This is a genomic window from Streptomyces qaidamensis, assembly GCF_001611795.1.
GTDB lineage: Bacteria > Actinomycetota > Actinomycetes > Streptomycetales > Streptomycetaceae > Streptomyces > Streptomyces qaidamensis.
Genome location: NZ_CP015098.1, coordinates 4,984,115 through 4,996,065, shown reverse-complemented (window position 1 = coordinate 4,996,065; position 11,951 = coordinate 4,984,115). Strand labels below are relative to the sequence as shown.

The 11,951-nt window shown below is 61.6% G+C and carries 8 protein-coding genes and 2 pseudogenes; 2 read left to right on the top strand and 8 right to left on the bottom strand.

Going from position 1 to position 11,951, the window contains the following annotated elements; translation table 11 throughout:
- Positions 1-44 precede the first annotated feature (44 nt).
- Positions 45-905, top strand: a complete 861-nt coding sequence (locus A4E84_RS42990; protein ID WP_159029610.1) for a hypothetical protein — start codon at positions 45-47, stop codon at positions 903-905.
- A gap of 134 nt (positions 906-1,039) precedes the next feature.
- Here the strand turns inward: A4E84_RS42990 and A4E84_RS41045 are convergent, their stop codons facing one another.
- The 3 genes and pseudogenes from A4E84_RS41045 to A4E84_RS22185 all read right to left on the bottom strand — a co-directional run bounded on the left by A4E84_RS41045 (position 1,040) and on the right by A4E84_RS22185 (position 4,401).
- A complete protein-coding gene (locus tag A4E84_RS41045; RefSeq protein ID WP_079129069.1) occupies positions 1,040-1,882 on the bottom strand; it encodes a TIR domain-containing protein in 843 nt (280 codons plus the stop codon).
- Positions 1,883-2,367: 485 nt separating this feature from the next.
- Positions 2,368-3,203, bottom strand: a pseudogene (locus A4E84_RS22190) (tyrosine-type recombinase/integrase); the annotation flags it as partial.
- 34 nt (positions 3,204-3,237) lie between these two features.
- A pseudogene (locus tag A4E84_RS22185) lies at positions 3,238-4,401 on the bottom strand (IS3 family transposase).
- Positions 4,402-4,520: 119 nt separating this feature from the next.
- Between A4E84_RS22185 and A4E84_RS41040 the strand changes: the two are divergent.
- A complete protein-coding gene (locus A4E84_RS41040; RefSeq protein ID WP_159029608.1) occupies positions 4,521-5,141 on the top strand; it encodes a DUF4145 domain-containing protein in 621 nt (206 codons plus the stop codon).
- Positions 5,142-5,212: 71 nt separating this feature from the next.
- Here A4E84_RS41040 and A4E84_RS42985 read toward each other — a convergent pair whose 3' ends face one another.
- The 5 genes from A4E84_RS42985 to A4E84_RS22150 form a co-directional block, all read right to left on the bottom strand.
- Entirely contained in the window at positions 5,213-7,345 is a 2,133-nt protein-coding gene (locus tag A4E84_RS42985; RefSeq protein WP_159029607.1) for a hypothetical protein, read from the bottom strand.
- Between the two features lie 411 nt (positions 7,346-7,756).
- Positions 7,757-8,071: a hypothetical protein gene (locus A4E84_RS22165; RefSeq protein WP_062928265.1), complete on the bottom strand. Its 315-nt coding sequence runs from the start codon at positions 8,069-8,071 to the stop codon at positions 7,757-7,759.
- A 234-nt stretch (positions 8,072-8,305) separates the two neighbouring features.
- Positions 8,306-9,319 (bottom strand): HNH endonuclease family protein, encoded by a 1,014-nt coding sequence (locus A4E84_RS22160; protein ID WP_062928264.1) that lies wholly within the window; start codon positions 9,317-9,319, stop codon positions 8,306-8,308.
- Positions 9,316-9,972 carry a class I SAM-dependent methyltransferase gene (locus tag A4E84_RS22155; RefSeq protein ID WP_079129067.1) on the bottom strand — a complete coding sequence of 219 codons (657 nt, stop codon included), beginning with the start codon at positions 9,970-9,972 and terminating at the stop codon, positions 9,316-9,318. Before A4E84_RS22155 ends, A4E84_RS22160 begins: the two co-directional genes overlap by 4 nt.
- 256 nt (positions 9,973-10,228) lie before the next feature.
- Positions 10,229-11,455: a DNA sulfur modification protein DndB gene (locus A4E84_RS22150; protein WP_062928263.1), complete on the bottom strand. Its 1,227-nt coding sequence runs from the start codon at positions 11,453-11,455 to the stop codon at positions 10,229-10,231.
- Positions 11,456-11,951 lie beyond the last annotated feature (496 nt).

Genomic DNA, 11,951 nt, shown 5'->3' with positions numbered 1-11,951 from the left:
GGCGCCAGTAACGCTCAGACGACACCGCGACGGAAAGGGAAGCGATGAGCAAGAATGCCTTTGTTGCAATGAAATTCGAAAGTGATGCCTGGCGGGACAAGAAGTACCAGGCAATATCTGACACGTTAAGCGAGGCGGGCTTCAAGGCATTGCGTGCCGATGAAATCCGAACCTCTGGCGTATCCACAGATGAGGTTACGAGACATCTCCGAAGCGCGGACCTCGTGGTTGTAGACCTGTCGGGTCAATCATTGAACGTTTCCTACGAACTAGGGTTTTGCCATGGAAGTGGCAGGGATCCAGAAGATCTAATCCTCCTATGCCGGGAGGGCGTTGACATCCCATTCAACTATGCACACTATAGACACAATCCATATAGAGACTTGCGCCATCTACGCACAACTCTGAGGTATCGCCTAGGTATCTCGACACCGCTTACAGACGACCAATTGGGCTACGCCCTTGCTTTTGTCGACCTCTCTGGAGCCTACGGTGGTACCGCAGCCGAGGCAATACTGGACGCCTTGCGTACGGTCAAATTCACAGGCCGCTGCGAGTATTATGCCGGCGACGTAATGCAAGACCGTTATGTCATCGGTCTAGCCGTGAAGGGGCACTCCCGAAGGGAAAGTTTTGACCACAAATGGTGGATCAGGATCAAGAAGCTAGTTGCCAATAGTCTGAGCGACCCAGGCAACCTAAGCAATAGCAGAAGTACATGTGTTCTCGACGAGCTCGGATCTGAATACGCTGAAGTGAGAGCATTCCGCCAGCACTTGCTGCCTAGGGGTGTTGCTGAGTTTACCGAAGGCTATCCGACCCAGCTTCTGCGGCCGCATGAAGAAGACAGTTGGTTCTCGGGGGCAGTCCTGGAACGACTCCAGCCCCACAAGCTGGCAGATTAGGAATACCAGAAACCGGAAATTGCTGAGCCTAGGCAGGAGCTGCGTTTCGGCCGCCGCGTCTGCCCGAGGAACTGACTTCATAAGCGGCGTCGCACGGCACGCACGCTGTGAGCCGCCTCCGCCACGACATGGAATCATTCACGTAGGACATCCTCTGGGGTCAATCCTTTCATCTGCAGGTGATCGACAAGCGCCTCGATCACCTGACTCTTACGCATACGTTCAATGCCGCCAATTCCGAGGCGTGATCCAATTTCATGCAACTGACTTAGGGTCATCCCTGTGAAGGGGGTCCTAGGCGGCTTTTCGACCCTGACAACTCGATCCTCGGCAGGAATTTTAATATATCTCCCGCCTTGAGCTTGCCTCTCTTGCAGAACGACGCGCATATCGTCGTCCAGGCGAGCAATCCGCCTTTCCTGATGGCGAATCAAGACCAGAAGCTCTTCGAGCATGTCTTCACTCGAACGAATAGGGTGGCTTGTCCTACCCCTCTTCGCCCGGATTCCCTCCAATTGAGTGTCAAGGTCGGGCCAGTTTCGCTCGAACGCTCTACCCAGACGATCGCTCGAGATAGCGGAGTCTCCCAGTGCTGCGTTGATGTCTCTCATCAGCTGGTGCATGTCTTCCTTAGATGCACTTTCCGTGGCTTGGAACTGAGCCAGAGGACCAGTCAGTTGTGCGGCCTTGATGTCGAGCAGGAGAGGTACTACTAGAGACTCATCCATCTGCTTAGAGAGCGCCCCAGCCTCGAAGTTCACCCATGGAGAGGTTTGATTTCCTGCAGTTACACAGACAATGCCGAACTGAGATTCAGCAAGCTCGCCAGCAACATCTCTTAGCCCCCTACTCCCCTTACTAATATCTTGAGAAGAAATCCAGGGCTGAATAGCCTGAAGTACATCAGGAAGCCACGCCTTCAGAGCTTCCGCCATCTTCTTAGAGCGCTCACCGGACCAACTAAGGAAAACTTTCATCCCACTTACCCTTTACCGATTGTCGCAATGGATCAAGCATCGATACTACGGCGAGGCAACCACACTCGCGACGCGAATTTGGAATTTCGCACGTACTGCCCCAACGGCCCGGCTAGGGTAGCCGCTGGCATATGAGCTTGGCTCTGCATACGCTTGGCGCTCAGGTCCCCGGGCCCTACCCCTCCCCTGCACAGCAGGAGTGCCGCTTAGAGCGACGACCTCGGGGGGCCAAACGGGGGGCCAAACACTACAGCCTCATCGAGACGGTCCCGGACTGTCATGGACAGCGCGCTCCTCGAAACACCCAGCCCAGTGGCCTTCAGGAAGGTTCAGCGCTGGCCTGATCGCGTTCGGGACGAAGAGGTCGTGGGTTCAAATCCCGCCACCCCGACAGTGAAACAGCAGATGAGCACCTCCGAAATTTCGGAGGTGCTCATCTGTTTTCGCATGCGTGTCTATCTGCGTGACTACCGGTTCCCGCGTGTCTACGGCCGCTGCGGATCAGCGCCGAAGATCCCGTCCATGACCACGGCGCCGGTCTGGATCACGGGTCGGATCTGCTTCCGATAGACCTCCTCGGTCACGGCCGTCCCTGAGTGCCCGACGAGCCGCGAGATCACTTCCAGCGGGACGCCACGGTCGGACAGCAGCGACACGAAGCTGTGCCGGAGCTCCCGAGGCGTCCACTCGTCGGCATCGATCCCGTCGATGCCCTTGAGCGCCTGGCGGAAGGCCCGGCGAACGTTGGCAGCGTCGAGCGGCTTGCCCACGGCCGAGGAGAAGACGAGCCCGTGTTCCTCCCACTTGTCGCCAGCGGCGAGCCGATCCCAACCCTGATCTTCGAACTGCTGCCAGAGGGCTTCGACGCAGCGCGCCGGCGGAGCGAGCGTGCGCCGGGACTTCCGGGTCTTGGTGTCCCCGCCCCTCCGGACCGAGCGCCACACCGCGATGTGCGGAGGCTGAGGCAGGTCCGCGTCCGGCTGGCCCTTGAGGAAGACGTGGTCCCAGGTGAGCGCCCGCAGCTCCTCGGTCCGGGCACCGGTCAGCAGGGCGAGGACGATGTACGCGTACATGGCGGTCCCCTCGGCACCCTTGAGGACGGCCTCGGCCTGAGTGAAGGTGAGCGCCTTGGAGGGGCGCCCGGCTTGCCCTTGGGGCACCGAGCACAGCTCGATGACGTTCCGCTTCACCTTGTCCCGGGCCATGGCCCGCTTGACCGCGCGGTTGAGTGGATCGCCTGAGGAGTGCGCGTGCTGAGCGTCTTCGCCTTGGCAGCCAGCCAGCGGTCTACGTCCTCCGCGCTGAGGTCTCGGAGTTTGCGTGGGGTCTGATGCAGGTTCGGGTGACAGGTGCGGTCACGCGGCCCGGAGAGCCGATGTGGTCATGACGGTCTCGAATTCGACGGGGGTCAACCGGCCGAGCGAGGCTTGTCGGCGGCGCCGGTGATAGGTCCGCTCGATCCAGGACACGATCGCGATCCGCAGTTCCTCGCGGGTGGCCCAGCTCCGGCGGTCGAGGACGTTCTTCTGTAACAGGCTGAAGAAGGAATCCTTGGCCGCGTTGTCGCCGGCAGCTCCAACCCTCCCTATCGATCCCGCCATCCGGTGGCGGTCGAGCGCCCGGACGAACTTCCGGGAGCGGAACTGCGAACCGCGATCGCTGTGCAGAATGCAACCGTCGACGTCTCCGCGCCGGGCCACGGCGTTGTCCAGGGCGGTCACGGCCAGGCGGGACTTCATCCGCTCGTCGATGGAGTAGCCCACGATCCTGTTGCTGAAGGCGTCCTTGATCGCGCAGAGATAGAGCTTGCCTTCGCCGGTGGCGTGCTCGGTGATGTCGGCGAGCCACAGCCGGTTCGCACAGGTCGCGGTGAAGTCCCGGCGGACGAGGTCGTCGTGCACCGGCGGGCCGGCCTTCTTGCCCTTGCCGCGCTTCTTGCCGAACACGCTCCACCAGCGGTTGTCCCGGCAGATCCGCCATGCAGTCCGGTCCGCCATCACGGCCCCGGCGCTACGCGCTTCGTCGGCCAGGAAGCGGTAGCCGAACTCCGGATCGTCACGGTGCGCGTCGAACAGCGCGTTCGCGCGATACGCCTCCTCCAGCATGGCGTCGGTCACCGGCTGGTCCAGCCAGCGGTAGTAGGGCTGTCTGGCGAGCTTCAGCACCCGGCACGTCACCGTGACGGGCACCCCGTCCCTGGTCAGCTCCTTCACGAGCGGGTAGACCCTTTTCCCGGCAGATGGGCCTGCGACAGATAGGCCGCGGCCCGCCGCAGGACCTCGTTCTCCTGCTCCAGCAGCTTGATCCGCCGACGCGCTTGCCGAAGCTCTGCGCTCTCCTGGCTGGTCGTTCCGGGCTTGGTCCCGTCGTCGATGTCCGCGCGACGCATCCACTTCCACAACGTCATCGGATGGACTCCGAAATCGGTGGCCACCTGCTCGACCGTCACACCCGGCCCGCGGTTCCTCGCGACACGCACGACGTCCCTGACGGAACTCCTCCGGATAAGGCTTGGGCACAGCGACATCCTTCCCACCCACCCCACAGGGCAAGCCAGTTCAGATGTCACCCGATCGTGCGGCAGACCCCTTTCGGAAAAAGGCTCTCCACCTTTCGCTACCTGGCTAGGCTCTTCTTCATGCCTTGGGACGAACGATACTCATTCCGAGACTGCCCGTGGTGCGGTCTCACGAATACCCGGCTGACGACCGTCAACGCCGACCAGGAAGTGATCGACAAATGGGGTGAGCGCAAGTTCTGGGCGACGCTCGGATGCCCAGCATGCGGAAACGCTGTTCTAGTGCGCCATGGCGCCCCCGACAGCGACGACACCAAAGTGTACGAGGTAGTGCCGACCTCCTCTCACGCCAAGACAGACATCGGCCACCTGCCAGAAGACGTGGCGCGCTACTACAACGATGCTCTACTAGTGCTTCGGGTTGGCGTGCCAGACGCCGCTGCCGTCCAACTCAGGCGCACACTGGAAGCCGCAGCAGCTCACTACGAGATCAGGGAAAAGATCCTCATGAAGAGTATCGAAAAACTGATCTCTGACGGCCATGTCACGCAATCGTTTGGGCCCCTCCTGCATCACATCAGGTCCATTGGCAATGTAGGCGCCCATGCGAGCGATGAACGAGTAGATCAAGAAACGGCAGAGCGGGCGCTTCGCTTTACAACCCAACTTCTCCGAAACCTCTTCGAAGTTCCCGGTGAACTTGACGAGCTAGCTAAGAACGGCACTCCAGTCGTGAAGTAACAGGAATCCGCATTAAAACGTGGAAATTACGGGCCCTGTTGTGAGACAGCAGGGCCCGACTCACATAGTAACTATCGCCCCTTTCCTGACGCGAACTCAACGAGCCTCTGGCTGACAGCTACTACAGCCTCAGACATTTCAAGCTCCCGGAGCTGGGGGCGCGAAATTCCCAACTTGGCGAACTCTGCGAGATCGAGCAGATACATGCTGTTTCGCAGCTCCACGCAGCCAATGCTTTGCAAGAAGTCTAGCGCAGTACGGGCCCGCCGATTTTCGCCAATAATTAGGTTGTCGACAAACGGCTGAAAGAGGGCGGCTTCCCCTTTCTTTGCATCTTTGAATCGCAATACGATGCGCCGCAATTCTAGATACAGAGCTGACGCTTCGCGAGCATCTGACCGCAGCTTGGAAGGGTTCAGCTTTTTCTGATATTGCGTCCATGGGTAAGACAAGTCATTACAGAGCAGGTGAAGTTGCGCGGACTCGACCCGGATCTTCACGTTTTCGCTGATGAGGTTGGCAACATTCAGCAGGACCGACATTTCAGACTCATCCCCAGTGCCAAACACCTGGATGTCTTTAGCCACGACGAGCAGGTCGTGGCAGGCGATGTAGACACTCGGCCCGAACTTGAAGGAGCTTCCCTCGCCTCCGAGCATCACCTCCGGCACCTCGTAGATCTCCGCGTTGCTCAACTCGCGCGGAAACGTCAACGTCAGGTTGCCCTCGTATGACGCGAAGGTGAGCGGTCCCATGGCAAGAATCGTCTCGTGCTGCCGCTTTGACGATACGGCGTAAGACGCAACCAGTCTGTTTCCATGCCTTCCTGCGGTGAAATGCAGGGTATCACCTGCAACACACATCGACTTGAAGGATTCGTAGAGAGCTCCAAATAGCTCAGAGTGGCAAGTGCTGACAGACACCCCCTTAACCTGCGTTAGAGCATGCGTGAAGTAAGCAAACATCGGAGAATGCTTCCATTCGGAGGAGAGCAGCCGACTCCGAATTGATGCCCCAGCATCGCCTGCGGTCGTGACGCTAGCTAGAGAGCGTGCCGTCACGTAATCACGAAAGATTACATTGAACCACCGAGAACCGCGTAGGAAGGGGTGGTTTACCAGCTGCGCTGTGACAGCCATTTCGTAGGGCTCCCGCAGACGCTCAGGCAGGAGCGCCGGCAACTCTACCGATGTTGGGATGTTTTCTACATAGTCAAGGAGGCGTGTGCACTGCTCCTCAGGGGCGTACAGGGCAGCCGACAGCCGGCGGTCCCCGAAGGATTCAAACTCCGCAGTTTCAACGAACTGAGTTACAAACTTCTCCTGTTCTCGAACGAGAAGATGGTCGATGACCTGTGCGACTAGATGCCAATGCGCTGTTCCCTCTACCGCTTCCGATGACGAAAAGTCTCGATGTAGCGTTGTGAAGTTGTCCACCGCCAGGAACTCTGCAGCGACATCCAAGACCGGAGCATACCCAAGGAAATCGCGGACCGACGGATCCTCCCAGATATCCGAACTTCCGCTAGAGATGACAGAAGCCAGGAGTGAGAACAGAGTATCGCGAGCCTTTTCATAGGGAGCGACGTAACGACGGTGCATGGCTTCTTTGCCCGAAGCTGCGTACACCTCGACCATTCGGGAATCCAAGTATGTTTCAGCTTGGGCGCACCCGAAGGGGAGAATCTCAAAGTGGGAGTATTGAAGATTCCGCTCCTTAAACAGTCCAGTCAAAGAGCGCGCGCTTTCAGCTCGAGACAACATGATCATTGCGGGATTACCCGACATGTCGGATGCAGTTTCGGCGACGTCCCGAAGAAACGCCTGGAAGTTCGCTTGGCCTGATCGAATTTCTGCCTCGTCGAGCGCGTCAATAATCAGTGTCGCGCGCCCACCCTTCATTTCCTCGACGAAGTTCCCAGCTTTTCGTGGACTCATCGATTTCCATAATGCCCCTTCGAGGGCGTTGCTACCTACGTGAAGGGTCGAGAGGTCCACGATGGGCGCCCTAAGCGTGTGACTCAGGTAGTGTGCTGCTGTTGTTTTTCCTACGGCAGCTGGAGCCGTGATCAGGATGAGTGAGGGAGTCACCGGATCGCTGACATGCTCTATCCGCATCTCCGGAATGACGTAGTTTTCCTTCGCTTTGCGCTCCTCTCGTACACCCTTTGATTCTGAAATCAAGCCGACCCAGGAGTCTTGCATCCCGCAAAGCTTAGCCAGATCACTAAGAAGCACGCCTTCTCCCCACCCGCAGATCACGTGAACTCATATGCATAACATGACAAGCCGCCCCCTGTCCTCGGATCCGTTCCTTTGCCTGGCTGGGGAGACCGCGCAGGTGGTGTGTGGGGCCGTGGCGTCCCGTCGACAACGTGGCTGAGGCCGGTGGGGCTGCAGCGAGACACACGCGCGCCTGGTCGGTCGACGCACCCGCCGTCGTGGCTGGCTGTCCCCGGGCTGAGGTTCGTGCCACAACCGTGCCAGATGCAGGGGTCAGCCACGGTGAACACCGGTGCCTCATGGGCGAGTACCCGCCCGCTTCCTGGCCCGGTGAAGCCGCAGCTCAGGAGGGAGACAACCCAGCCTCTCTCCTAAGGTGGTTGTCCAGCGCGATCACCGCGTCCACACCCACTGAAACTCCTCGGCCGGGATGGCCTCCAGCAGATCCTCTTCAGGGTCGATCGCTTGGTCTGTCAGGCCGCCGTGCTCGTCCTCCAGGTGCTCCCAGCTGTACCGGTGAAGCTGGTCGGCCGAGGTCAGCTCGGCTTGCTTGACGACAATCAACTCACCGCGGTCGGGTACGGCCTCGATGTACCACAGGCCCCCCTCCTCGTCGGCGTGACGGAAGTGGTGCCGCAGGGTGGCGTTCTCATCGAGTGCTCGGAAGTACGCCAGGGTCTCTGCTCTGATGCGCTCCAGGTCAACCACGCGACCATCGTGCCAGCGAGCGAGCGCGGGGTGCTCCGTTCTGACATCCACGAGTGACATCAACGACGCCGGACGCCAGCAGTCCTAGGTGGTCCGACACGGCCAGTGCGGCCGGGTGATTCCCCGACAGCATTGAGCGGCGATCGAACTCCTAAAGCGGTGCTCATCCGCCACGATCACTTCAGCCCTGCACGCCGTCCGGAATTGGCCCAGGACTCCTGGGGTCGGTCGGGCTCAGACTGCTGCCTTAACCGCTCCCAGGAACGCGGTCCACGAGGGCGCCTTTTGTCCGGGCAGGGCGCGTTTCAGGCTGAGTTGCAGGGTGCGGCGCAGGGGATGGGGGGATTGCGTGATTGCATCATTTCGGGCCGCGAGGCGGGCGAGCTCGGCCGGGGTGGGCAGTCGGTCGCTCTTGGCTCCGTTGCAGGTTGCATGTGCGGGGGCAAGGTTCCACAGGGCGTCCAGATCTGGACCGTGCCAGGAGCCGACGCTATCGAAGCGACGCATCAGGGAGAACGGGAAGACGTGGTCGACGGCTATGGCTTCCCCCGGGGCCAGAACATCGCCGCAGATCAGGCAGCGGCCGTGTTGAAATCCGACCGTGGCGTCAACGATGCCGGTCACCGAGCGGCGTCGGCGTTTGTCGGTGATCTTAAGGGTGTCCCAGTCGACCGTGACGCCCTCCTCGATGAGGCTGCGCCCGACGCCGACAGCGAAGGAGCTCTCCACGATGCTCCAGCGTGCACCCAACTCCGCGGCTAGGCCTGGTGCTTGCTCTGATTGCGCCAGTCGCAGCAGGTCAGGAGTCAGGCGCACGAAACGTTGCCGTCCCGTCCCTGCCAGCTCGTAAAAGGTGTGGGGCACCGCAGTTTCACCGCGGAGATTGTGGAATTTCTGCATCACCATCATCGGCATGGAACGCACTGCGGCTGCCAGCAGCCGCTCGGTGGGCCAGCCGGTCTCCAGCGTCGCGGCTCTCTCCTGCTCAGCGACGGTGAGGAAGTCTTCCTCGCCCAGCCCCACCGTCTGCGGCGCCTGCGGGTCTTGGTCCAAATGCTGCACCAGGCCCAGGCTGTAGGCAGCGGCGAGCTCGGCAAGGGATATCTCCTCTCGCCCGGTTCGCCCGAACTCCAGCAGTGCCTGCCCGAGAGCAAACTTGTAGGTGCGCGAGTTGGCCCCCATCAGCACTGCCAACCGCCACGACGCGCGCGCCGAGGAATCCTGGGCGTAGAACTCGCGCCCGCTCACTCGCCCCCCTTGCGCAGGACAACCGTCTGCCACCACACCTCGCCACGGCCGAGGCGGTCCGCGCCCTCCTCTACCAGTCGCACCAACTGCAGCGCATGCCGCTCCCCGTCCCGCACGACCTCCTCCGCGGGCACATCGAACATCACCCGGTCTATCGGCGGGACTCCGCGCCGAAGCGAGACGACCAGCAGCCCCGCCGAAGTCAGGAGCGTGGCCAGCCGCTCCATCGCCTGCCCACGCTCGGCCGGCGCTAGGTGCATCCACACAGCCGACAGCAGCACCAGCTCAAAAGGCCCTTGCAGGTGGGACAGTGAAGGCAGCGAGTCCTCGACCCAACGGACGTCCTCGCACGGGTTGAGGCTCTGCGCGACCTCCCGAAGCTCACGGACCGGCTCCGCCGCCAACACCTGGTAACCGCGCCGCGCGAGTGCCACCGCGTCCCGCCCAGTGCCAGCACCTACGTCGAGCACCTTCGCCGACGTCGGCGGAAGCAGATCCAACACCCCGCCATGCACTTCCTCGAAGGTGACGCTCCCGTACCTCTGCCCCAGCAATTCGGCGCGCTGCGCGTAGTAAGGCTGGACGCCCTCAGTGGGCTGGCCCACCGCCGACGACTCGTCGAGGTGAGGGAAGTTCTCGCCTATACCAACCATGGCCTCAAGCTACGGGACCGCACTGACAACGGCCGACACATGAAGACGAGGAGTGGGTGTGGAGTCATGCGGCACCCCGGGCAGACGTGCCAGAACCATGCCAGGCCGTGCGGGAAGCCACGGGGAACACCGAGGAACACCGCGTGATCAAGGTGTCAGTACAAGAGGGTCCAAGAGGAAACGCGGCCACGAGCTGCAGGCCCAAAACAAGATCGGCTCCTGCCCAAACTCGCTGGTCAGGAGCCGATACCTACAACTAGAACCGTCCGCGGATCTGCTTACCCGTCTCGCTCTCCGGGTAGTTCAGCGCGTCGTAGACCTTGTGTCCGGAGTCACGGGCACCGCCCGCCCAGGAGACGGCCCCCCGGTCGGTCACCTTGGCCGCGATGCCGCTCCAATACTTCGCCTCACGCTCCCACTGGATACCTTCCAGCATTCGCTCCAGGGTGATGCCCTCGGGCATGGGGTCGGCGCTCCAAGACATGGTGCGGTTCATGGTCGCGCCGAGGCCGGCCACGACGGCGGGGGCGGTGACGGCAGTCTTGGCGTGGAAGAGCGCGGCGTTCTCCTGGAGAAACGCGCCCACCGTCTCCATGACCTCACGCTGAACGATCACCTTGTCCGGTCGGTCGCCGCTCTCGTTGGCGGGGATGTCCTCATGCTCGATGCCGGTCGACGCGGCGTGGATACCGGCCTTGCCGAGCATGGCCGTGGCGATGAGGGTCCGCAGGACCGACATCGTCATCCACTCCGGGGCCTTGTCCGACACCTGGCGCTTGCCGGTGAGGATCAGGCTGGACAGCGGAACCGTGGTCTCCCCGGCCGGCACCTTCAGCGACTCCATCAGCTTGCGCGTCACGGTGGTGCCGAAGTCGCGGCCGTCCATGGACATGGCCAGGGACTTGTCGACCGGAACGCCCTTCAGGTTACGGTCGTGGAAGATCTGGCGGGCCGCCATCACGCTGATGCCGTGGAAGATCTCGAACGACAGCGGGATCGCGCCGAAGTCGCAGTCCTCCAGGCCATACGCGCCCGGGTGCTTCTTGATCCGGTGCCAGGCGGTGACCTGGGTCTCGCTGTCGAGAGCGTAGAGGCCGTCCTTGATCGGCAGGGCCGACGAGCCGTCCTCAGAGATGATCAGCGGGCGCGGCGACCACAGGGTGATCTGCGGCAGCGACCAAGCGTCGTCGTAGTCCCCTCGCAGGCCGGCCGCAATGTAGTCGGCGTACTCGCCGACGTTCTTGGCCTTCTTGCTGCCCGCAGTACCCAAGAGCCGCTGGATCTCGGCGCGCGTGCGGGCATACTCGCTGATCGGCTGACCGGCCTTCTGTGCGCGCTTGGTGGCGTCCTCGACCTCCTGGGGATCGTTGACGATCGCCAGGAGGTTTTCACAGTCAATGACACCGTTCGCCATGACCCCCTTGCGGATCTCTCGAAGGTCGACGGGCAGGCCGGTGGTCACCGGCTTCAAAGACGTCGGCATGCTCAAACTCCCCACCCCACGGGCGTCACTTTGACGCACCGTCACGTGCGATGACGCTAGCGGACATACCGTCAGGACGTCAACTGAGGTGACCGAGAACCCCCCATCACTGTACCGCAGTTAGGGATTTCGGACTGCGGTGGAGCCATCTAGCCTGCAGATGCGACCGCGGCGGGCAATTCTTGGTCACTTGAGCCATCCGCGGACAGGGCGGCGGCCCCAGCCGGAGCGTATTCTGATCAGCTCAGGTGATGACGGTCACGCTCGCGTATCTGACTCCACCGCAACCGCTCCGGACGACGTCTGACCACCCGGGACTGTTCCGGTCGATTCGCCTAATTCAGACCAAGGGGAGATGGAGCGTACGAAGATGCGGATCAGCACCGTCCCTCCGCGAGTTGCCCGGCTGACGACCGCCGGAACGGACGCAGGGGACAGCACAGGATCGATTGCAGGGGCGCAGGTCAGAGGGCGCGAGCTTGAGCAGGTTGCCAAG

Coding starts and splice junctions, on each gene's coding strand:
- A4E84_RS22150 (WP_062928263.1), bottom strand. CDS start 11,455: ATGCCGACGTCTTTGAAGCCGGTGACCACCGGCCTGCCCGTCGACCTT.
- A4E84_RS42985 (WP_159029607.1), bottom strand. CDS start 7,345: ATGCAAGACTCCTGGGTCGGCTTGATTTCAGAATCAAAGGGTGTACGA.
- A4E84_RS41040 (WP_159029608.1), top strand. CDS start 4,521: ATGCCTTGGGACGAACGATACTCATTCCGAGACTGCCCGTGGTGCGGT.
- A4E84_RS22155 (WP_079129067.1), bottom strand. CDS start 9,972: ATGGTTGGTATAGGCGAGAACTTCCCTCACCTCGACGAGTCGTCGGCG.
- A4E84_RS41045 (WP_079129069.1), bottom strand. CDS start 1,882: ATGAAAGTTTTCCTTAGTTGGTCCGGTGAGCGCTCTAAGAAGATGGCG.
- A4E84_RS42990 (WP_159029610.1), top strand. CDS start 45: ATGAGCAAGAATGCCTTTGTTGCAATGAAATTCGAAAGTGATGCCTGG.